Origin of the sequence: Bergeyella zoohelcum ATCC 43767 (assembly GCF_000301075.1) — a bacterium.
Lineage (GTDB): Bacteria > Bacteroidota > Bacteroidia > Flavobacteriales > Weeksellaceae > Bergeyella > Bergeyella zoohelcum.
The window spans coordinates 1754931-1777803 of sequence record NZ_JH932293.1 but is presented as its reverse complement, the minus strand read 5'-3'; the positions used below and the strand labels follow the sequence as shown (position 1 = coordinate 1777803).

Annotated in this window: 23 protein-coding genes; 12 read left to right on the top strand and 11 right to left on the bottom strand. The window is 35.5% G+C overall.

The features are described from left to right. Nucleotides 1-14: 14 nt before the first annotated feature. Complete coding sequence (gene ruvA, locus HMPREF9699_RS08200; protein ID WP_002664006.1) at nt 15-602, bottom strand: Holliday junction branch migration protein RuvA; 588 nt, start codon at nt 600-602, stop codon at nt 15-17. A 131-nt stretch (nt 603-733) separates the two neighbouring features. On the opposite strand from ruvA, the gene HMPREF9699_RS08195 reads away from it, so the two are divergent. The 8 genes from HMPREF9699_RS08195 (at nt 734) to HMPREF9699_RS08160 (ending at nt 7126) form a co-directional block, all read left to right on the top strand. Then, the gene (locus HMPREF9699_RS08195) at nt 734-1384 is read left to right on the top strand and encodes a protein-L-isoaspartate(D-aspartate) O-methyltransferase (protein WP_002664004.1); all 651 of its coding nucleotides are present in this window, start codon (nt 734-736) and stop codon (nt 1382-1384) included. 158 nt (nt 1385-1542) lie between these two features. Continuing rightward, entirely contained in the window at nt 1543-2214 is a 672-nt protein-coding gene (locus tag HMPREF9699_RS08190) for a hypothetical protein (RefSeq protein ID WP_002664002.1), read from the top strand. A 233-nt stretch (nt 2215-2447) separates the two neighbouring features. Further along, a complete protein-coding gene (locus tag HMPREF9699_RS08185; RefSeq protein WP_002664000.1) occupies nt 2448-2729 on the top strand; it encodes a 2TM domain-containing protein in 282 nt (93 codons plus the stop codon). Nucleotides 2730-2784: 55 nt separating this feature from the next. Beyond that, complete coding sequence (locus HMPREF9699_RS08180) at nt 2785-3537, top strand: hypothetical protein (RefSeq protein WP_002663999.1); 753 nt, start codon at nt 2785-2787, stop codon at nt 3535-3537. A gap of 28 nt (nt 3538-3565) precedes the next feature. Next, a complete protein-coding gene (locus tag HMPREF9699_RS08175) occupies nt 3566-5485 on the top strand; it encodes a TonB-dependent receptor plug domain-containing protein (protein WP_002663997.1) in 1920 nt (639 codons plus the stop codon). A 56-nt stretch (nt 5486-5541) separates the two neighbouring features. Then, nucleotides 5542-6123: a hypothetical protein gene (locus HMPREF9699_RS08170; RefSeq protein ID WP_002663996.1), complete on the top strand. Its 582-nt coding sequence runs from the start codon at nt 5542-5544 to the stop codon at nt 6121-6123. Between the two features lie 89 nt (nt 6124-6212). Then, nucleotides 6213-6830: a Type 1 glutamine amidotransferase-like domain-containing protein gene (locus HMPREF9699_RS08165; RefSeq protein ID WP_002663995.1), complete on the top strand. Its 618-nt coding sequence runs from the start codon at nt 6213-6215 to the stop codon at nt 6828-6830. A gap of 8 nt (nt 6831-6838) precedes the next feature. Then, entirely contained in the window at nt 6839-7126 is a 288-nt protein-coding gene (locus tag HMPREF9699_RS08160; protein ID WP_002663994.1) for a winged helix-turn-helix domain-containing protein, read from the top strand. Nucleotides 7127-7136: 10 nt separating this feature from the next. Here HMPREF9699_RS08160 and HMPREF9699_RS08155 read toward each other — a convergent pair whose 3' ends face one another. After that, nucleotides 7137-8453 carry an Nramp family divalent metal transporter gene (locus tag HMPREF9699_RS08155; RefSeq protein WP_002663992.1) on the bottom strand — a complete coding sequence of 439 codons (1317 nt, stop codon included), beginning with the start codon at nt 8451-8453 and terminating at the stop codon, nt 7137-7139. Nucleotides 8454-8598: 145 nt separating this feature from the next. On the opposite strand from HMPREF9699_RS08155, the gene HMPREF9699_RS08150 reads away from it, so the two are divergent. Continuing rightward, on the top strand, nt 8599-9294 hold the full coding sequence (locus tag HMPREF9699_RS08150; protein WP_002663991.1) for an SIR2 family NAD-dependent protein deacylase: 696 nt from the start codon (nt 8599-8601) through the stop codon (nt 9292-9294). Between the two features lie 6 nt (nt 9295-9300). Here the strand turns inward: HMPREF9699_RS08150 and HMPREF9699_RS08145 are convergent, their stop codons facing one another. The 8 genes from HMPREF9699_RS08145 to HMPREF9699_RS08110 all read right to left on the bottom strand — a co-directional run bounded on the left by HMPREF9699_RS08145 (nt 9301) and on the right by HMPREF9699_RS08110 (nt 18524). After that, complete coding sequence (locus HMPREF9699_RS08145) at nt 9301-9579, bottom strand: barstar family protein (RefSeq protein ID WP_002663989.1); 279 nt, start codon at nt 9577-9579, stop codon at nt 9301-9303. Nucleotides 9580-9588: 9 nt separating this feature from the next. Further along, entirely contained in the window at nt 9589-10032 is a 444-nt protein-coding gene (locus HMPREF9699_RS08140; protein WP_002663985.1) for a ribonuclease domain-containing protein, read from the bottom strand. Nucleotides 10033-10087: 55 nt separating this feature from the next. After that, on the bottom strand, nt 10088-10870 hold the full coding sequence (gene nadE, locus HMPREF9699_RS08135; protein WP_002663984.1) for an NAD(+) synthase: 783 nt from the start codon (nt 10868-10870) through the stop codon (nt 10088-10090). Nucleotides 10871-10891: 21 nt separating this feature from the next. After that, nucleotides 10892-11827 carry an NAD(P)H-dependent flavin oxidoreductase gene (locus HMPREF9699_RS08130; RefSeq protein ID WP_002663983.1) on the bottom strand — a complete coding sequence of 312 codons (936 nt, stop codon included), beginning with the start codon at nt 11825-11827 and terminating at the stop codon, nt 10892-10894. A gap of 9 nt (nt 11828-11836) precedes the next feature. Next, nucleotides 11837-13039, bottom strand: a complete 1203-nt coding sequence (locus HMPREF9699_RS08125; protein WP_002663981.1) for an NAD(P)-dependent oxidoreductase — start codon at nt 13037-13039, stop codon at nt 11837-11839. Between the two features lie 506 nt (nt 13040-13545). Then, nucleotides 13546-16335: an excinuclease ABC subunit UvrA gene (gene uvrA, locus HMPREF9699_RS08120; RefSeq protein WP_002663979.1), complete on the bottom strand. Its 2790-nt coding sequence runs from the start codon at nt 16333-16335 to the stop codon at nt 13546-13548. 169 nt (nt 16336-16504) lie between these two features. Further along, entirely contained in the window at nt 16505-17266 is a 762-nt protein-coding gene (locus tag HMPREF9699_RS08115) for a TIGR03915 family putative DNA repair protein (protein WP_002663977.1), read from the bottom strand. Further along, nucleotides 17247-18524, bottom strand: a complete 1278-nt coding sequence (locus HMPREF9699_RS08110) for a putative DNA modification/repair radical SAM protein (RefSeq protein ID WP_002663976.1) — start codon at nt 18522-18524, stop codon at nt 17247-17249. Before HMPREF9699_RS08110 ends, HMPREF9699_RS08115 begins: the two co-directional genes overlap by 20 nt. A gap of 258 nt (nt 18525-18782) precedes the next feature. On the opposite strand from HMPREF9699_RS08110, the gene HMPREF9699_RS08105 reads away from it, so the two are divergent. From HMPREF9699_RS08105 to HMPREF9699_RS08095, 3 genes are all read left to right on the top strand, one after another. Then, nucleotides 18783-19439 carry an HAD family hydrolase gene (locus HMPREF9699_RS08105; protein ID WP_002663974.1) on the top strand — a complete coding sequence of 219 codons (657 nt, stop codon included), beginning with the start codon at nt 18783-18785 and terminating at the stop codon, nt 19437-19439. Nucleotides 19440-19509: 70 nt separating this feature from the next. Continuing rightward, nucleotides 19510-19899 (top strand): hypothetical protein, encoded by a 390-nt coding sequence (locus HMPREF9699_RS08100; RefSeq protein ID WP_002663973.1) that lies wholly within the window; start codon nt 19510-19512, stop codon nt 19897-19899. 107 nt (nt 19900-20006) lie between these two features. After that, a complete protein-coding gene (locus HMPREF9699_RS08095; protein WP_002663968.1) occupies nt 20007-20357 on the top strand; it encodes a TerB family tellurite resistance protein in 351 nt (116 codons plus the stop codon). Nucleotides 20358-20401: 44 nt separating this feature from the next. Here HMPREF9699_RS08095 and pheT read toward each other — a convergent pair whose 3' ends face one another. Further along, nucleotides 20402-22798, bottom strand: coding sequence for a phenylalanine--tRNA ligase subunit beta (gene pheT / locus HMPREF9699_RS08090; RefSeq protein WP_002663966.1), 2397 nt, complete (start codon nt 22796-22798; stop codon nt 20402-20404). Nucleotides 22799-22873: the final 75 nt, after the last annotated feature.

Genomic DNA, 22873 nt, shown 5'->3' with positions numbered 1-22873 from the left:
TTTTCAGTCGCACTTTAAATACTTTTTAATATTTGCTTTACGAGTTCTTCCACCGAGATTTCAGGTGAAGATTTTATTATTTTATCCGCAATTTTTTCGCTCATTTTCTTGGTGATGCCCAATACTTCTAATGCCACTACGGCCTCTTGTTTCACTCTGTTATTGGCAAGGGTAGTGGTGGATTCTGCTATTTCAACATTAAATTTCAAGACTTTATCTCTGAGGTCGATAATGATTCTTTCAGCTGTTTTTGCCCCTATACCTTTAGCTTTTTGAAGGATGACACTTTGTCCATTAGAAATTGCTTGAACTATTTCTACATTAGTAAGCGAAGACAATAATATCAATGCCGAACTGGCTCCTACTCCATTGACCGAGATAAGCAAGTTAAATAGTTCCTTTTCTTCTTGGCTAAAAAAACCATACAGTGGATGAGCATCTTCACGAATCAGCTGCTGAATAAAAAGATGAACCGTCTGTCCCAATACGAGTTTTTGGGAAGTTTGTAAACTCATATTTACACCATAGCCTACACCATTAACATCTATAATGGCGAGGGTAGGATGAAGTTCTTGTACAATACCTTTGAGTGAAAAAATCATTTTCCGAAATTACAAAAAAAATATTTTTGGCAAAGGAAAAAAGTGCTTTTATGTAAAAAAAATATAATTATAGGCTATAAAAAAAGGAAATATCGGTTGGTTAAAAGTATAGTTTTTATTATTTTTGTCCTATGGAGGATTCTTACTTAGACAAAGGCAGAAGAAAGCAGCTGGTGGCTTATTTGGAAGAAAAAATAGGCATCAAAGATGAATTGGTGCTTAGTGCCATGAATGCTGTCCCAAGGCATTTTTTTTTGGAAAGTATTTTTTCTCAATTCGCATACGAAGACAGGGCATTTCCTATTGCCTCTGGACAAACTATCTCTCATCCTTCTACCGTAGCAGAACAAAGTGAATTACTCTGTGCCCAGAAAGGGGAGAAAATATTAGAAATAGGCACAGGATGTGGATACCAAACAGCCGTTTTGATTCATATGGGGCTAAAAGTGTATACTATAGAGAGACAAAAAGAGCTCTATAATTTTTCCAAAAAAATACTGTCTATTATGAATCTATCCCCTGAATTTCAATTTTTTGGAGATGGTTTTTTAGGACTTCCAGCTTATGCTCCTTTTGATAAAATATTGGTTACTTGTGGAGCTTCTATTTTGCCTGTAGAATTGTTAAAACAACTGAAGGTAGGGGGAATAATGGTCATCCCATTAGGGAAAGGAAACGAACAAATTCTCTATCGTTTTACTAAAAAATCAGATACTGAAATAGAAAAGGAAGACTTTGGACTATACTCTTTTGTACCGATGCTAGGAAATACTCAAATGTAATGATAAAAATCTATTTCTTACCATACATCAATAGGTATTCATTTGTACTTCTTTATCTTTGTTGTGTAAAATTATCAAAGATAAAAACTATACTATAAAATAGATAGAATTTATTATCTGTAATAAAAAAAACATTAACATCGTCAAATATAAACACTATGAATTTAAAAAGTAGCATTAAAAAAGCCATATTTTTATCAATTTTATTTTCAGTGTCTAGCATTTCCGCACAAGAGCAACCTAAACCTGTTAAAAACCCACCTGTATCTACGGAATTTTTGGTGAGCAACAGAGGTGTTGCCTTTCAGATGACCACTATCAAAAAGCTACAAAGCGTACCCAAATTAGGTTTATTTGGAGTAACCAATATACTCGGGGAATGGGATAATAAAAACATCAAAGACTATATGATTCAGGCCAATGTGTCTTATCAAGTGGTAAAAGGAGTGGATGTGATTGCAGGATTTCAAGCAACTCCTCCAGGCGGATTTCGTCCTTCGGCGGGGATTATCTATTCCTATGCCAAGCCCGATTTGTTATTTGTAGTGAATCCTCGTATAGATTTGACCAAAAACGGAACTTTTGAAACTTTCTCATTGGTAGAATACCGACCTAAAATCAATGACAACTGGCGTTATTACAGTCGTTTACAAGGGGTTTATGTGCAGACTACCGATTTTGAACACCACGCCAGAAGTTATATAATGGCGAGATTAGGCGTTATTTATAAGGATATTAATTTCGGACTAGGAACCAATTTGGATTGGTATGGTCCCGCAAAAAAATACCACGGCAGTGTGGGTGTTTTCGTAGGAGCTGCCTTATTTTAAGAGATATTTTTTTTTATAAAATATTCAATATCAACACATTTATTGTTTCAATAAAAAAACTAAAAATCAGATGATGATATAAATTGTCTGATTTTTTTAAAAAATATTTGGTTTATAAAATAAACTTATTTATCTTTGCGTCATCAAAGAGAAAGAAATATTTTTTTTGAAAACTTAGTTTGTAAAATAAACTAAATCAAAAATCAGATAATCAATAATATAAATATAAAAAAATGAACACAACAGAACCAAACGCTTACAGAAAAGCAGAAAAACGAGTAAAGAAACTCAAAAAATTCTACCATCATTTGGCGACTTATGTCGTAGTCAATGCCTTCCTTGTCGGACTGAATCTCTATCAAAATCCCAATCATTTATGGTGTTTGTGGGTGATTTTCGGCTGGGGTATTGGGCTGGTTTCGCACGCTTTTAAAGTATTTGCCCCTAATATTTTCTTTGGAAAAAATTGGGAAGAACGCAAAATCAAAGAGTTGATGGAGAAAGAGGAAAAATAATATTTTTTTACAATTTTACTTTACAAAATAAACTAATTTATAAACAATAAATACAATGAATAGAAATTTTAGAAACATCGTTTTTGCTGTGGTTTGCTCATTTCTTGCAATCAATACACAAGCTCAAAGTACACAACAATCTGAAATTCAGACAATAGAAAATCAGTCTTCGCTCAATGGCATTCAACAACAAATAGAAACCGCTTTAGGCGAGGCTTTTACGACCAAAAATGGACTTCCGTTAGAAAATTTGGAAAAACAGCTTTCTGAAAATAAGGAAAATAGCCAATGGAATTTGTATTGGAAATCTTATTTGAATTTTTATCAAACCATTTTCTATTTGAAAACAGATAACAAAGAAAAAGCGAGTGAATACAATCAAAAAAGCATTGATATTCTGCAAGATAAGAAAAATAAAAACGCCGAAGAATATGCCCTATTAGCCAATAATTTGAGTTTATCGTTTGTTTTTATGAAAAATCAGATGGAAGCGATGCAGATTGATGCCAAAATTCGTGAAAATCTGCAAAAAGGCTTTCGTTTGGAAAAAGAAAATCCGCGTTTGTACTATGTGGAAGGCAATTATGACACCAATATTCCCAAGCAATACGGCGGTGGCAAAAAGGCAGAAACTTCACTTTTAAAAGCCATTTCACTCCCTGAACCGAACCAAAATTCCGAACATTTACCTACTTGGGGAAAAAGGGAAGCCTATCAAAGTCTTTTGAAATGGTACTCTTCTGAAAATCAGAAAGAAAAAGCTGACGAGTTGCAGAAAAAATTCCAATCAGAATTTCCTGAAAAATAAAACTTAAACAGATATTATTTATAACTTTATGAAAACACTACTCTTTATATTTAATTTACTTATTTTCAGTTTTGTACAAGCCCAACAAGACAGCCTCCAAATCAATCAATTGGAAGAGGTTATCATCGTGAAAAAAGACCCGATTTCCGAAAAATTTGCGGTAAAAAAACTCAATTCGTTGGATATTTATTTCAATCCTGCTGCCAACGCCGACCCGCTCAAAGCCATTACCACACTTCCTGCTTCCACTAATACAGATGAGAGTGCTAACCCTTCGCTTAGAGGCGGAAGTCCCTATAGGTCAAGGGTTTATCTCAACGGTTCTCCTGTGTTAAATCCCGTGCGTTTCAGTCGGAATGATGGCTTGGGAAATTTTTCACTTTTCAATACTGAACTTATTGATAAACAATATGTTTATTCGAGTAATCCACCTTTGAATTTCGGTAATTCAAGTGCAGGATTGGTGGAAATAGAAACTAAAACCCAGCCTATTAGCGAATTTACACAACTTTCTTTGGCTCTTTCCAATATTGGACTGATGCGAAATCAGAAACTCGGTAAAAACAATTTTACGCAAATTTACACCAATTATCAGTTTAGTGATGCTATTATCGGGTTGAACAGAAAAAGTTTAGACCAACTGCACCATTTTTCCACTTTCGATTTGGGAGCAAACACACATCTAAAAATCAATAAAACCCTGTCTTTCAATACATTTAATTATTTTATTGATGAAAAATATTCGGTTTTGAATCGTTCTTTGAATTTTTTAGGCGATGTTGAAGCCTTCAAAAAACGCTTTTTTTCAGTGAATAATTTGGATTATTTTACGCAGAAAACGAAAATTCGTTGGGCTTCGATGGTAGATTTTTCCCACTCGGAATTCAAATTTGGAAACATTGATTCCAAAGTGAAAAATATTCAGTTTTTCAATGGTTTGAGCTTTAAAACTCAGTTTTCGAGAGCATTTAGTATGCAATACGGTGTAGATGCTTCGGTATTTCGCTATCATTACAATGAAGTTTTACCGCAATTTTATTTCAGTTTAAAGCCTGAAAGTCCGACTTTTACCAATCAAAAAACAACTGACTTTTTTTATGTAGAACCTTATGTGTATGCCAATTATTCACCTAATAATCAGTGGAATTTTTCATCGGCTTTGCGGAAAAATATTTTTCTTCACAAAAACACCGAAAGTTTTACAAGTTACCAATTTTCAGCCAATTACACGCCAAATAACGAGCATCGGTTGATTTTCAGTGCAGGAAAATACCACAGCTATACTACACCAAATTATATTATTCGCAATTTCAATACGCTGAGCAGTCATCAAATTGCTTTGGATTATTCTTTTGAAAATGAGAAATTTAACATTTCTACATCAGTATATTTCAAAGCAGATAAAGGCGATATTGTAACCAATCATTACGAGCAATTTGATAAAACACAAACCTTTGGAAGTGAGGCTTCTGTGGATTTTAAATTGAATCATCAATTTTCTTTTTCAATATCGAATACTTTTCTAAATCAGAAGTATGCTATTGGAAATCAAAAATATAACACGCCTTTAAACTTAAAATATTTTATCAAGTCGCAACTAATTTACAAAAATCCGAAATGGTTTACGGCTTCGTTGGTTTTTGCCACGCGTCCGGGAAATCGTTTTACTCCTGTGCAGTCGGCAGTTTTTAATCCACAAGCCAATGATTTTCAACCGATTTTCGGCGATTGGTATTCCGCTGAAATGCCTCATTATAAACGCTTGGATTTTTCAGCAAACCGACTTTTCTTCATTGGAAAAACTGCTGTGATTGGTTTTGTTTCAGTTAATAACTTACTGAATTTCAATAATTCTGCTTCGGTGTATTACAATTCGAATTACACAAATTTACATTACAACCACCTCCAAAAACGGATTTTCTATTTTGGAACGATGGTGCGGTTTTGATTTATAAAATAAATTAAATTAAATTATATTTGTAACCTATTTAAAACTCAATAAAAATGGAACAATTACAACCTAATGATAGCCTAAAAATCATTCAAGAGGTTATCAATCAACGCAAACAAAAGTACGAACAAAACGGATTTTTCTTTATCTTTTGGGGCGTACTCATTATGTTAGCAGGAACTATACATTTCCTGATGTATCAATTTGATTTTCATTTCAATAAATCGGGACTCGTGTGGCTTATTTTGATGCCTTTGGGATTTATTTTTACCTTTATTGCCAAAATGCGAGAAGGCATAAAAGCCGAAAAACAAGGCAAAAGCATCGACTGGATGGGCTGGCTTTGGCTCGTAGCGGGAATAGGTGCAATGGTGGGCGGATTTACACAATCTTCCAAGTGGATTATTGTACTGATATACCTACCTTTTGCAATGGCTTCTCTGGCAACGGCATTACAGCTGAAAAACCGACTTTGGATAGGTACCTCGCTTATCTCTTTTATATTGGTTTACAGTACTTTGTTTATCAATTATGGATATTACACCATTTTGATGACCGTGGTTTTGGCAGCCTTGTTGTTTTTAATTCCAGGAATTCAGTTGCATTCGGATTATAAAAAACGAATCTTCTCGTAAGGAACGGATATTTTTAACACATTGATTATAATGAAATTACAAGCGGACGAGATGTGTCTCGTCCCTACGGTGAATAAAAAACAAAAACAATGAAAAATATATTTCTATGTTCCTCTTTTAGTGAGGTAGCTTCTATTTTCGAAACATTTGCAGGAGCCGAAAATAAAGGAAAAACAATCACTTTTATCGCTACAGCAAGTTTAGTGGAAGAGGTTACCTTTTATGTAGATACTGCAAAAAAGACCTTTGAAAAAATGGGATTTATCATTGATGAGTTGGAAATTTCCACCGCAAAATATTCTGAAATTAAAGAAAAAATTCAGCAAAACGATTTCATTTATATTTCTGGAGGGAATACATTTTTTCTTCTTCAAGAGTTGAAAAAATCGGGTGCAGATACCATCATTATCGAGGAAATTAAGAAAGGAAAAACCTATATAGGAGAATCGGCGGGTTCTATGGTGCTTTCATCTAATATTGAATATGTTACCCTAATGGACGATGTAGCAAAAGCCCCCGAATTACAATCTTTTGTAGGCTTAGATGTTATTGATTTTTACCCTGTACCTCATTACACCAATTTTCCATTTGTAGAAGCAGTAGAAACCATCATTTCAGAATTTGGAAAAAAAATAGATTTGTGTCCGATAACCAATTCACAAGCAATTATCATTGACGAAGAAAACAAAGAAATAAAAACCGTATAAATCAAGTGATGTTTAAAAATTTAAATCCTCTTTTGCATTCGCAGTTACGATTGTCGATCATGTCGCTTTTGGTTTCGGAAGAAAAAGCAGATTTCAATCGGATAAAAGAAGTTACTCAAGCTAGTTCGGGCAATATCAGTGTACAGATAGCTAAACTGGAAAAAGCGGGATACATCAGCGTAACCAAATCATTTAAAGATAATTATCCAAATACGGAACTCACTCTTACCACCCAAGGCTTAGAAGCCTTTGAGGAATATATAGAGGCGTTGAAGGGGTATTTTTCATCCAAGTAGGTAACAATTTTTATTCCGCAGTGAAAAAGTGGAAAACTAAATAAACATTTAAGAAAAGAATGATAAGCCCTATGATCCAAACCATTATTTTAAGCCAAAAGGCATTGGCAAAACTTCCCATTTTGGAGGAGTCATTGGTAAATTGTATCAACGGGAAAACAGCGAACGGCAACTGTAAAGAGAGTATTACTTGAGACCAAATTAATAGTTCTGCAGTTCCTTTTTCCCCAGCAAATAGGGTAACAAAAAATGCAGGAATAACAGCAATAAGTCTTGTAATCATTCTTCTGAGCCATGGTTTGATTTTCAAATTAAGAAAACCTTCCATCACTATTTGTCCTGCCAGTGTACCTGTAAGCGTGGAGTTTTGTCCCGATGCTAAAAGTGCTACCGCAAAAGCTATCCCAGCTAATGAAGTTCCTAATAGCGGTTCTAGCATCTGATGGGCATCTCCTATATCTGCAATGTCTGAATAGGGGGTGCCGTGGAAAGTAGCCGCAGCCAGAATAAGTATCGCAGCATTAATAAAAAATGCCAATAATAAAGATAATGTACTATCTAATGACGCGAATTTTATTGCTTCCTTTTTCCCTTTTTCAGTTCTTTGGTACGCTCTGGTTTGGACTATACTACTATGTAAATATAGGTTATGAGGCATCACCGTAGCACCCAAAATACCTACAGCAATGAAAAGCATCTGAGGGTTTTCAATAATTTCTTTTTTAGGAATAAATCCACTGAGTAAATCCTGAACATTAGGCTGAGCAATCAATACTTCATACGCAAAACAAGCCAATACTAAAAAGACTAATGATGCGATAAAAACTTCCAACCATCGGAAGCCTCTCTTTTGAAGCATTAGGATGATAAATACATCTATAATGGTAATGATGACACCATAAGTAAGGGGTACACCGAAAAGTAAATTTAGTGCAATGGCCGTACCGATGACTTCGGCTAAATCCATAGCTGCAATGGCTATTTCGCAAAAAAGCCATAGAACGAAATTAACAGGTTTAGAATAATGCCCTCTACACGCTTGTGCTAAATCTCTTTCCGTAGCAATACCTAATTTTACAGATAGATGCTGAAGAATGATAGCAAAAAAATTAGAAAGCAAAATAACGAAAAGAAGAGTATAGCCAAATTTAGCTCCCCCCTCTATATCTGTTGCCCAATTTCCGGGGTCCATATATCCCACAGAAATCATGAGACCAGGACCGAAAAAAGCAAAAAACTTCCTCCAAAAGCCAGCGTTTTGAGGGACTTTTACCGTAGAAAAAGATTCAGCTAGAGAATTACTTTCTCTTTCATATCTCCATGACATGTACGCTTTGTTTTTTTGCAAATGTATTTATTTTTAATTCATTATACAAAGAAAAACAAGAAAAAGTTAGTCTTTTATTTTAGTAAAAATAAGGCTTGCCAAACTTTTAGCCATAGTTACTATACAGAATAATCCTTATCTTAGCATGATGAAAGATAAAAAAACATTTGTAGTACTTTCAGGTGCGGGAATATCTGCGGAGAGTGGTATTTCTACCTTCAGAGATGCCAATGGACTTTGGGAAAATCATTCTATAGAAGAAGTGGCATCTATAGAGGGATTTAATAAAAATCCCGCCTTAGTTTTAGATTTTTATAATCAGAGAAGAGCACAGCTTTTTTCAGTAGCTCCCAATGAGGCACATCATCTTCTGGTAACATTAGAAGAGGATTTTGATGTAAAGATTATTACCCAAAATGTAGATGACCTCCACGAAAGGGCGGGCTCTACCCAAGTACTCCATTTGCATGGTGAATTGAGAAAAGTGAGACCCATAGACACCTATTCTCCAGTGATTCCTTGGAAGAAAGATTTACTATTAGGAGATGTAGATGAAAGAGGAGTACAGCTAAGGCCGCACATCGTATGGTTTGGTGAGGAAGTTCCTATGATGGAAATAGCCATGGAATGGGCAGCACAAGCAGATTATTTCTTAGTAATAGGCACCTCATTGCAGGTATATCCAGCTGCTGGACTTATTCATTTCGTGCCAGAACATGCAAAAGTGTTTAGCATCAATCCCGATGAAAATTATATGACACACAAATATGCCATTCATTTTTCAGAGATTGCTTCTGTAGGAATGAAGAAAATGATAGCATCGATAAAAAAAGCAGAATGAGTCTCATTACTCATACTGCTCTAAATAATATCTGAACTCAAAACCTTCGGTTTCTTCATCGGCTTGTTCTAAAGTGTTTATGAGATCTTCAAAAATTTCCAATTGATCTACACTGAGTTCTATGAGTTCCATCCTCATCGGTAGTTCTATGTGTGCAGTAAGAACATCCCAAAGTGCATCTAGATTATCACCAAAATACTCGGGAAGAGAAACTTCTTTTTTTAAAGCAGAATAAAAATCTTCTTCTGAGCCTATTTCTGAAAAATCAATTTGAACGGTTTTCATTGGAGTAATTTATTGTTTTATAAAAGTTTTATAATGATTTTTTGTGAGCCATACCTCACCTGATTTTGTATAAATAACACGGTCTTGTTTTCTGTAGCCACAGGTAACATTCACATCTGCTTCATAGTATATTTTTTCTTTCGGAAGTTTTCTTTCACGGTTATAAAACCTATTTCCGCCAATGGCTCTATTAGGAATTGCCTCACAAATATTGCCTTTAGCAGGATTCCATCCTAATCTTTTAGCTTCTTCCTTGGTGAGATAATAGTGGGGAAGTTTACCTTCTTTTTTAATATAAGGAATGATCACTTTTTCATCGGTCAGTGCTCTAATATCCTTTGCTTTAGATGATGAATTGATTCCTCTTTGTAGTGTAGTATCGGGTACGAAATTTTGTAACACCATCCATGATACGAGTATCAAAAGAATAATGAACAGTCCATTTTTTTTCATAATGATTAGGTTTTGAAAGATTAAAAGACGGTATTAACCATACGCTCTAAAGCATCTATTTCCATTCCTCTGGTATCTCACAGATGGGGATAGGGTTAATTTTATGCTGAGCCGCTTTGTGCATTCGGGAGAAAATTTTATAGACCTCCAATGCTCTTCCTGTATAGTCTTTTTCCGTTTTCGTTCCCCATGCTTTTTGAATTTCTTCCAGTTCGGGATAAGTGGCTCCTATTTGGTCTTCATCCGTTCTTTCGCCATCCCAAAGTCCATCGGTAGGAATGGCATTTTGGATAGATGAAGGAAGTTCTAAAGCCTTTGCTAGTGCATACACCTCTGTTTTGTAAAGGTCTGCAATAGGGGAAACATCCACGCCGCCATCTCCATATTTGGTAAAAAATCCTATGCCGAAATCTTCCACTTTATTCCCCGTGCCACATACCAAAAGCCCATGGATTTGCCCATAATAATACAGCGTAGTCATCCGAAGTCTACTTCGTGTATTTGCCAGTGCCAATGATTGATTGGGATATTCTGCCGTATCCAAAACACGAACTAAACTTTCAAACGGTTCGTTCAAATCTACTGATATGCCTTGTACATTGGGAAATTTTTCTTCTAAAAACCGAATATGCTCTAATGCTCTATTTTTCTGCTGAACTTCTTGTCTGATGGGCATTTCTAAAGCTAATACTTTCAGTCCCGTCATGGCACAAAGCGTAGAAACCACCCCAGAATCTACCCCGCCTGAAATTCCTATCACATAGCCATTCACATTAGAGTTCTGGGCGTAATCTTTCAGCCAATGAACGATGTGGCGAATAATTTTGTCTGTTTGCATTTACTACAGTTAGATGTTTTTTTACAATTTTATATCTTGAATGGCGTTGAAATCTCTAATAATTTCATCAAAGACCTCTTGAACAGTCATCACTTTATCTATCATAGCAGAAACTTGTCCTATTTCTAATTCCCCATATTCCAAATCTCCTTCGAACATTCCTCTCTTAGCTTTGGCTCTGCCTAAAATTTCTTTGAGTTTTTCTATATTTTTCCCTTCGGTATAAACAGATTCTAAATCATGAAAAAGTTGATTTTTCACCATTCTCACCGGAGCTAATTCTTTTAAAGTCAGCTGAGTATCTCCTTCATTTAGCATAGTGATTTTTTCTTTCCATACGGGGGAGGCACTTGCTTCTTCGGTAGCAGCAAATCTAGAACCGATTTGTACGCCATCTGCACCCAGTACCATTGCAGCTTTCATCTGAGCCCCGAATCCTATTCCTCCTGCGGCAATGAGTGGCGTAGAGATATGCTTTTTCACATTGGGAATGAGTACCATTGTCGTGGTTTCATCTCTCCCATTGTGTCCTCCTGCTTCAAAACCTTCCGCCACAATGGCATCTACTCCTGCTTCTTCACATTTCATAGCAAATTTAGTAGAAGAAACTACATGGGCTACTTTAAGTCCTTCTTTCTGGAACATTTCAGTATAAGTTTTAGGATTTCCCGCAGAGGTAAAAACGATCTTTACTTGTTCTTCCAAAATAATTTGAATAATTTCTTCTAAATTAGGGTAGAGCATGGGGATATTCACGCCGAACGGCTTATCTGTAGCTGCTTTACATTTTTGGATATTTTCTCTGAGAATATCAGGATACATGCTTCCTGCTCCAATGAGTCCTAAGCCACCCGCATTAGAGACCGCTGATGCTAATCTCCATCCTGAATGCCAAATCATTCCACCTTGGATAATAGGATAATGGACATTAAATAATGCTGTAATTCTGTTTTTCATTTTTCTTAATTATTGAGTAACATAGTCGGTAAGGTATTCAAACTGTGGGGTGAGCTGACCATTTTCACAGATGGTACCTCTTTGTAAAATTCCACTTTTATCTCCATCAAAAAATGCGGGTATTACTTCCTTTAAAAACATTTCGGCAAAACCTTGACTAGCATCTCTTGGTAATTCACAAGGCAAATTATCCACTGCCATCACTGCAATAGATGAATGATCAGCAGTTACTTTTATTACTTTATGCTCCTTCGGAGAATAGCCATATATAGGATCTGCAATGGTAGAGGGCTGTAGGGTAGAGGCAATAGGGCCATCTATGTCACAAGAAATATCTGCAATGACAGAGATATTATTATCCTCTTTTTTTAGCATCTCTTGTGTTAAAATATACGGAGAACCTGTCTTATAAAAATGCCCTGCGATAAATATATCTGCCACTTTTGTGAATTTTTCAAAATCAGATTCGTAAGCGTCTGGATGTGATATAAAATCATTATTATCACTTGGCTTACCATCCTTTCTTCGGTAATAGTCTGCCAAATCTATATGGGTATATACAGGCTCTTCATACTCATTATTAAGGAAATCTTCTTTAGAAATCTGTTTCATATTCATACCATCAAGCATTTCCTTTGCACCATAGCCCACTTTTCCAAATCCTGTAAGCACTACTTTGATAGGTGGGAGATTGAGTTTTTTTAGTTCCTCTATCAAATCTTTTTGAGAGTAGAGATGTTCTGCTTTAGGCATGCTGTAGAGCTGATGTTTCACACCATAGGTAATAAAACCATTATAAGCCCCTACAATCCCCGCATATCTCCCAAATCCTATTAACCGGGTACCCTTTTCATCTACCAATGTTTCATGATCTATTAGGCGAATATTTTTTTCTAAACATGCCTGAAGTAATTTTTTATTGTAAGGCTGTTCTTTAATGGTATGGGAAAAGAAAAGGTAAGTTTTATTCGGAATTAAATTTTCGATAGGAACTTCTTTTACTCCGAGTAGTATATCACAGTCTTGTAAGTCATCACTCACCTCAAATCCTCTGGCGATATACTCTTCATCTTTGAAAATACGAATAGGAGACGCTTCTACTTTAAAAGAGGCTTGGGGATAATTTTGACGAAATTGTTCCAATACTTCAGGGGTAAAAACCACTCTTTTATCTGGTGGTTTTTTTCCTTCTCTTATAATTCCAAACTTCATACTTTTACTTTTTTATAGTTACCCAACAAAGATAGCGATTATTTAGAGATGTATTATATGTTTTTAGAAGTGAGAAATTAGAAATTAGAAGTTGTACAATGTACAAAGTATGATGTACAATGATTTTAGAGGTGGGAAATTAGAAATTAGAAGTTGTATAATGTACAGAGTATGATGTACTATGATTTTAGAAGTTGGAAATTAGAATTTGGAAGTTAGAAAACTATTCGCTAAAAACCAGTCGCCCTCATCCTACTGCGTGTACTGACTCCATCGGAGTTAAATGTATATGGTAATAACCATTTTTGTTATGCGACCCCGATAAGGGGCCATATGTGATATAAAATAATATTCCATGCTATAAACATCTGACCTCTACGAGGTCAAAGATTCATAAAGCACTTTACCAAAGTCTTAGAAACTTTGGCAAAGTACGAGAGAGAAAGTTTTTAAAGGTGAATTGCTAAAAGCTATAAGCCATTGGTTAATCGGTCATCCGCTTACCGCTAATAGCCTTTTATTTTTTCCTCTATAAATTTTGCTGTTCTAGAATTTTTATTTTTTATCAAATCTTCGGGAGTGCCACAGAAAACAATTTCGCCACCATATTTTCCCGCTTCAGGACCAATGTCTATAATCCAATCGGCACATTTAATAATATCCGGCTGATGTTCAATAACAATCACAGAATGCCCAAGCTGAATCAATGCTTGTAATGATTTTATCAACTTCTGAATGTCATGAAAATGCAATCCCGTAGATGGTTCGTCAAAAACAAAAAGCGTTTTTTCTGCAGAATTTCCTTTCACCAAAAATGAAGCCAGCTTCACCCTTTGTGCTTCACCCCCAGAAAGCGTAGAAGAACTTTGTCCCAACTGTAAATATCCCAGTCCTACATCTTGTAAAGGCAGGAGCTTAGCTACTATTTTATCTTCTTTATTATGACTAAAAAAAGTAATGGCTTCATCTACCGTCATCTGAAGAATATCAGAAATGCTTTTATCATCGTATTTTACATCTAATATTTCCTTTTGAAACCTTGTTCCGTTACATGCTTCACAGATAAGCTCTATATCTGCCATAAACTGCATAGAAACGGTAGTTACTCCTTCTCCTTTGCACACATCACATCTCCCTCCATCTACATTAAATGAAAAATGTTTAGGTTTAAGCCCCATGGATTTTGCCAATTTCTGTTTGGAAAAAATGTCTCGGATATCGTCATAGGCTTTGAGATAAGTAACAGGGTTAGAACGAGAGGATTTTCCTATGGGGTTTTGGTCTATTAGCTCTATGTTTTGAATGATTTTTTTTGGAAAGGTAACGCTATCATAATCTGTTTTTTGCCCTGCCATTCCCAGCTGAATTCGGATTTCATTCACCAATATTTCCTTCATCAGTGTAGATTTTCCAGAACCCGATACGCCCGTAATCACCGTAAGGCATTCCAAAGGAACATCTACGGAAATATTCTTCAGGTTATTATGTCTCGCTCCCCTGATTTCTATAAAAGCACTAGGTTTACGCCTTACCTTGGGTACTTCTATCTGTAGTCTTCCTGTAAGATATTTAGAGGTGAGGGTATCCGCATTACGGAGTTGTTCAAAATCTCCCGCAAAAACCAGTTCGCCTCCTAAAAAACCTGCTTCGGGACCAATGTCTATGATGTAATCTGCAGCTCTCATCACATCTTCATCATGTTCCACTACGATAACCGTATTGCCTAAATCTCTAAGATTTTTAAGCACTTGTATCAGATTTTCGGTATCCCGAGAATGAAGTCCTATGCTGGGTTCATCCAAAATATAGATAGAACCTACCAGTGAACTTCCAAGGCTGGTAGCAAGATTAATCCGCTGGCTTTCTCCTCCAGAAAGCGTATTACTGGCACGGTTAAGCGTAAGATATCCTAACCCTACTTTCAGCAAAAACTCTAAGCGTGAGGTGATTTCATAAAGCAATCTTTTGGCAATTTTTTCTTCATGTTCCTCCAACTTAAGATTCTGAATCAGAGGGAGCAACTCATTGAGTGGTAGCTCTATCATGCTCTGCATGGTATGACCATCTATTTTTACATTTTCGGTCTCTTTTCTTAGCCTAAGCCCTTCACAGTCTGGGCATTTGGTTTTTCCTCTATATCTGGAAAGTAATATTCTGTACTGAATTTTGTATAGATTTTCCTCCAGCATTGTAAAAAAATTCTGAATAGATGCAGATTTTTTATCTTTCCCTTTCCATAATAGTACTTTCTGTTCCTTGGTAAGTTCAAAATAGGGCCTATGAATAGGAAAATCTTTATTGGTACGGATGAATTCTTTCTTCCATTCACGCATTGTTTCTCCTTTCCATGGGGCTACAGCATCTTCAAAGAGGGTAAGTCCCTTGTTCGGAATGACCAAATCTTCATCGATGCCAATGATTTTTCCGTATCCTTCACAGGTAGGACAAGCACCATAAGGATTATTAAAACTGAAAAAATGGATTGTAGGTTCTAGAAATGTGATACCGTCTTGCTCAAATTTATTAGAAAAATGGATTTCTTCATTGGTTTCAGTGTCTCTTAATATACACGCCCCATGCCCCTCATAAAAAGCCATCTGTATGCTGTCTGCCAGACGCTGCTCAAACTGCTCATCTTCTTCATATTGAAAACGGTCTATCACGAGACGAAAAACCATCTCCGCTGTAGGTTCAAATCCAAAGTCTTCTAAATCCTGTATTTGTGCAATGTTTCCACTAATTTCTAACCGTGTAAAGCCTGAAACTTTTAAAGTATTGAGCGTAGTTTTCCATTCATCTATCACCATGGAAAGGGGTGCCAAAATCAGGAAACTCCTTTCCGTATTTTTTCTTAAATAGTCCACCACATCTGTTACGGAATTTTTTTTCACTTCCTGCCCTGAGATAGGGGAAAAAGTTCGTCCTATCCTTGCGAAGAGCAGTTTCAGATAATCATAAATCTCTGTGGTAGTGCCTACTGTGGAACGAGGATTAGAAGAAATTACTTTCTGCTGAATGGCAATAGATGGTGCTAAACCTTTGATATCATCTATTTTCGGTTTTTCTAATTTACCCAAAAATTGTCTTGCATAAGAACTGAGACTTTCCACATACCTGCGTTGCCCTTCTGCATAAATGGTATCAAAAGCCAAGGAAGATTTTCCTGACCCCGAAACCCCAGTAATGACCACTAATTTATTTTTAGGAATCAGTACATCTATATTTTTAAGATTATTGAGATGAGCGTTTTTTACAAAAAGTTGTTTTTTGATATCAATGCTTTGATTGTGGTTCATAGGGTAATTAAAAAAGCAAATTTACTGAGATTATTTGGATTTTCCTATATTTCAGAGAGGGTATATATTAGAGAATTCTTAGAAAATAAAGCTTAGAAAGTACCCATAAAAAGGATGTAATAAGTACTGTCTTTACTCATGGAACAAAAAATGATAGGTAAAATGTGCCTTAATTTTTCTCCGTAAGATATTTCCAATATCGTTTGGGAAGATGCTGTAAATGGAGCTTGGTATTCTTTCGTTCTTGGATGTTGGTTTTTTCAAAATAGCTTTTCCAAAGCCGTTGGTATGCTTTTTCAGAGGTATGCAATTGGTTTTTAAGCTCTGCCATTACCGATAGTTGTTCTGGTGTAAAGTACAGGAATATTACTTCTTTTGTATTGTAATTCATCGCATATTGGCGTTTGACATCTAAAATCATCCATGGCTGATCTGCATACCTTTTGACAAAAAAATGTTTAATTAAAGGAAGTACATCGAAATCAGGCTCTATTTCTGCAAAATAATAACCATTTTCCATTTGCTGAAAACGAACAAAGGCTTTCATTCTATGGCTTTCTCGGATAACTTTTTTTTCTATTTGTAAGATTTCCAGTATGGTGTTATCCACAATATCATTAAAAATTGCTTTACTTTCGGTATGAATACACTTATTGAGAAGCTCTAAAAACAACTGATTTTTTCTAGAATCTTCGTACAAATACAGCTTAATGAGCTTTGACATTCCAGATTTAGATAATTTTTTTTCAAAAAAAGTGAGTATCCGTTGGGCTTTATTTTCCTGAGTAATGACTTGATGTACCTTAGAAAATAATTCTTCTTGATAGTGGTGATTTTCAATGATTTTAGGAGCATCAAAACGATATTCTACCGCTTCAAAAAGTGCTGTAAGCAATCCTTCAAAACTTCCGTCATAGACCAGCTGTGTCATCTGAAAACAAATTAGGAATGGTGAGTTGTACAGTTTTATATTTTGATTGAGAACCTTTTATAAGTAAATTTCTGAGATGATGGCTATCAAGTGACCTAGTAAAGCTGCGTGTCTCTTCCAAATCAATAAAATATTTGGCACGATTGGTAGCCGCTCCCATTTTTTTTAAATGTTCTAATCTCACAGTCTGAAACTTTCTTGCTTTTAATATTTTCATTACCGTTTTTATGCCCAAACCTGGAACTCTGAGGAGCATTTCTTTAGAAGCCGATTGGATATTTACTGGAAAAAGATGACTATTCCGAACTGCCCATGCTACTTTCGGGTCAAGCTCCAAATCTAAAAACGGGTGAGAAACATCTAAAATTTCATCGGCATCGAATCCATAAAACCGCATCAGCCAATCTGCTTGATACAGCCTATGCTCACGCAATGCAGGCACCGGTGTATGAATAGAAGGTAGTCTGGCATCGGTAGTAATAGGTACATAACCAGAGTAATATACTCTCTTCATGGTGTGTTTATTATAGAAATAATCTGCAACCTTTATGATTTTCAGGTCTGTATCATTACTTGCTCCCACAATGAGCTGGGTAGATTGTCCTGCAGGGGCAAACTTAGGAGTAGATTTAATAATTTTTATTTCGTCCTTTGTTTGTTGTAATTTATTGGATATGAAAGAAATAGGTTTTATCATGTCCTCATGTGATTTCTCTGGTGCCAAAAGTTTCAGTCCTTCAGCCGATGGAATTTCAAGGTTAATGGAAAGTCTATCAGCATAGCGTCCTGCTTCTTGGATGAGTTCATCACTTGCTCCGGGAATAGTTTTAAGATGTATATAACCGAAAAATTTTTGCTCTTGGCGTAATTTTTTAGCGATTAGTACCAGTCTTTCCATGGTATAATCAGGATTTTTAAAAATCCCCGAACTAAGAAAAAGCCCTTCTATATAATTTCTGCGGTAAAAGCTCATGGTGAGATCCACCACTTCATCTACGGTAAAAGCAGCTCTTTTGATATCATTACTCCGCCTAGAAACGCAGTATGCACAGTCATAGATACAGTGGTTAGTCAGTAAAATTTTGAGCAAAGAGACACATCTGCCATCCTCAGTATAGGTATGACAAATGCCCGAAGCGGAGCTATTACCTACGCCTCCTTCATTTTTGCGTTTTCCACCACTTGATGAGCAAGAGACATCGTATTTAGCAGCGTCAGCAAGGATTTCTAATTTTTCTTTGATTCTATCAAAATTCATATCACCTAAAAAATCATGAGGCTAATTTAGTTTTTTTCATGGGATATTCATGAGACAAATTTTATACCTTATTTTTCATAAAATGTACTTATACAAAATAAAAACATATTTTTTATCCCAAAAAAATAACCAATACCATCAGAGACTTCAAAAGTAAGTGATTTTCTGATCATGTTAATATGATTCATTGAAATCATTTGGGCTTTTTTCAAAATAAAATTTCCCTTTTTTCAGTATCTTCGCAAAAATTTTACCTCAATGAAATTCAAAGCAATATTGTTTGATATGGATGGCGTGATAGTGGATACTGAGCCACTCCACAGGAAAGCCTATTTTAAAATGTTTGAAGAGATGAACCTCCATGTTTCCGAAGAGATGTATGCTACTTTTACGGGAGCTTCTACTCAGAAGGTTTGTACTCGATTGATAGAGCATTTTGGGCTTCATCACTCATGGGAAGATTTGGCTTCTATAAAAAGAAACTATTTCAAACATTATTTTGATCATGACCCTGATTTTGATCTCATTCCAGGGGTAAGAGCACTTATAGAGCATTATTATAACGCAGGGCTAAAATTGGTCTTAGCCTCTTCGGCACACATCAATACCATTAATTGGGTATTTGAGAAATTTGGTTTAGAAAAATATTTTGTGGGAAAAATATCCGGTGCGGACTTAAAGGAATCTAAACCTCATCCTGAAATTTTTGAAATAGCTGCACAAATAGCTGGAGAAGACAGGGAAAACTGTATGGTAATAGAAGATTCTACCAATGGCATAAAAGCCGCTAATGCAGCAGGAATCTTTGTAGTAGCTTTTACCAGTCCACATACCAGCCAACAAGATTATTCTACCGCTAATAAAATCATCCATGATTATAGGGAAATTTATACCGAACAATTGCTATTGTGGTAATGTGTTTTTTTTATAAAAATGATTATTATTTCAAAAAAAATAGTATATTTGACTATCTAATACAGAACTCATGAAAAAAATTGCATTATTATTGGGATTAACATTCGGAACATTTGCATTTGCTCAATCTTCAAATTTGGCTTTACTGAATGGACACTTATCTTCTAGTCAATTCATCAATCATCTGAAAGCATCTAAAGCTAAGTTAAATGCTGTATCAAAAACAAATTTTGAAGGCATGGAAATACAGAAATATACTGCAAAAAATGTATCTTATGATGCTATTTCTCTAGCAAAACTCAATATACAGAATGGACTTTCTGCTGATCAGCCCGTGATGGTCAATGGTAAAAAAATTACGGATACTTCTATTTTGGTAGTGATGGATGGTTTTAATGTATTAAAAACAGAAATGATAGATGGACAAAAAGTTGTAATCCTTGCTATCGAAAATAAATAGAAATTTACTCTGAATACATAAAATCTCAGAGCGTTCTGAGATTTTTTTGTATCATAAAACCGAAATAAAATTACTCTATTTCAATATTTTATCTAATAACTATTGTTATGAATAAGTCTCATAAATCTATTGCTGGTTATCACCTTCTCATGATTCTTTCTTCTGTAGATCATGTTTTTTCTCCTAGTGAGGAGCAAAAAATCCAAGAATATCTAGCAGAAAATTTTGCGTTCAAATTCGTGATAGAAAATGAACTAGAAGTGATACAGACACTTCAGCCCGAAGCATGGAAAGATCATTTTGAGTTTCATGCCCGCTGCTTCTTAGAAGATTCTACTCTTGAGGAGCGAAAAAGATTTGTAGATTTTGCCAAAACACTCATAAAATTAGACGCAGAAGTTACCGATAGAGAGCATAAATTTTATACTTTACTCAAGTATTTATGGAAGTTAAATTAAACAAATAACCATTAGTCTTTACTAATGGTTATTTATTTTTATCGTTATCCTCTTAGTTCAGCGTTGTGCTTTTCAGTGAAAACCTTGATGAGTTGATTCATAATTTCACCGATTTCCTTCTCATCCATCGTTTTTTCTGGATTTAGAATTTCAAAACTCATGGCGTATGATTTTTTACCTTGCGGAAGGTTTTTACCTTCATACACATCAAAAAGATTGATGTCTTTGATAAATGGTGATGGAATATCTTTTGCCGATTCATATAATGCGGAATAAGGTAGAGAAGCATCTACTAATAAGGCTAAATCTCTTCTTACACTATTGAATTTTGGGATATCTTGGAATTTAAAATTATCTTTACTTCTCAGAGCATCTATAGCATCTATTTCTAATTCAGCATAAAAGACTTCTTGCTCCACATCGTATTTCTTGGCATAAGGAGAAGCTACTTTCCCTATCATGCCTATCTTTTGATTCCCCGTCCAAAGTGCCAAAGCATCAGAAAATCTTTCATCTTTTTCTGGTTTTTCTGTCCATTGGATTCCGGTACTTTGCAGAATGTTTTTTATATGCCCTTTCAGATAGAAAAAATCTGTTGCTGACTGCTGCATTTTCCAGTTTTCAGGCACCGCTCTTCCAGAAGTAAGTAAAGCTATTTGCTTTCTCTCTTCGTATTTTTCTTTCTTAAAATAAATTTTTCCGAATTCAAAAAATTTGATATCAGGATTTTTTCTATTAATATTATACGCAGTATTTTGGAGCAATCCTTCCAAAAGTGATTGTCTCATATAGGCGAGTTCTCCTGAAAGCGGATTGAGGAGTTTTACCGCATTTTCTTCAGATGAAAGGGTAGTAAGGGAATTATTCATTACCTCAAAAAAACCTTGACTTTGTAGTAGCGTAGCCCATTTGTTCTCCATCGCATCGCGGTCATTAAGGTGGAGCTTTACAGGGGTAAAAGCTATTTTTTTAGGGGCATCTATTTTATTGTACCCATAGATTCTAAGAATTTCTTCTATTACATCTATTTCTCTGGTAACATCTACCCTATAAGGTGCTACGGTAAGTTCTAAACCATTGGGGATTTCATTCAGAATTTCAATGTCTAAAAGTCTTAAAATTTCTTTTATTTTTTCTCGGTGAATGGTAATCCCTAAGATTTGATCTAAAACAGAATATCTAAAAATAATATTTTTAGGCTGAATTTTTTCGGGGTAATATTCTACAATATTTTCTGCTAAGTTTCCGCCTGTAATTTCTGTAATAAGCTGGATAGCGTGAATTAGAGCGTTTCTACAAATGGTAGGGTCAGTACCTCTCTCGTATCGGAAAGATGCATCTGTATTGAGTCCGTGAAATTTTGCTGCTTTTCTTACAGATACTGCATCAAAATAAGCACTCTCCAAGAAAATGGATTGGGTGTCTGAAGATACGGATGAGTTTTTTCCACCTAAAACACCTGCTAAGGCTAAAAAGTTTTTCTCACCATCTAAAATCATGATTTCTTCTCCATTGGCTTTTCTCTCAATACCATCCAAGGTTTCAAACAAAGTTCCTTCTGGAAGACTTCCTACTGTAATACCGTTACCTTTAATTTTATTGGCATCGAAGGCATGCATCGGTTGGCCAAAAGCATGAAGAATATAATTAGTAGCATCTACTACATTATTTATCGGTTGAAGTCCGATGGCGAGAAGATAATTTTTCAGCCACTGTGGAGACTCTTTTACCGTAATATTTTCTATGTATGCACCAGCATATCGAGGGCATTTTTCACGATTTTCAATCGTCAAAGTATAAGTATTATCTTTCTGAACTTCTACTTTGGGAGTGTCTGGTTTCAGTAGGGTAGAAGCTATGCCATTGGTTTGGAGATAAGCATGTAAATCTCTTGCCACTCCGTAGTGAGACATGGCATCGGTTCTATTCGGTGTAAGTCCTATTTCATATACTTGGTCTTCCACCACAGCAATGTATTCAGAAAGCGGTTTACCTGCTTCATAGCCTTCTGGAAGCACCATAATGCCATCATTTCCTTTTCCTACTCCTATTTCTACTTCGGAACAAATCATTCCTTGAGATTTTTCTCCTCTTAGTTTTGTTGCTTTGATTTCGAAAAAGTTTCCATCTGGAGTATAGATTTTTGTACCTACGGTAGCTACCGGCACGGTTTGTCCAGCGGCTACATTAGGGGCACCACAAACTATTTGTAGTACTTCACTCCCTATATTTACTGTGGTACATTTCAGTTTATCTGCGTTCGGGTGTTTTTCGCAGGTGAGTATTTTACCTACCACTATCCCTTTTAGAGCACCTTTAATGCTCTCAAAAGTTTCTACACCTTCTACTTCTAGACCAATGTCTGTAAGGTATTCTGCTACTTTTTCATTTTTAATTTCAGTGGAAATAAACTTTCTCAGCCACGCATTTGAAATCTTCATAATGGAAATTTTTCTTTTTTTATTCTCTCCGATGAGTATCGGAAATTTTAGATGGCAAATATCGTGAATTTTGGT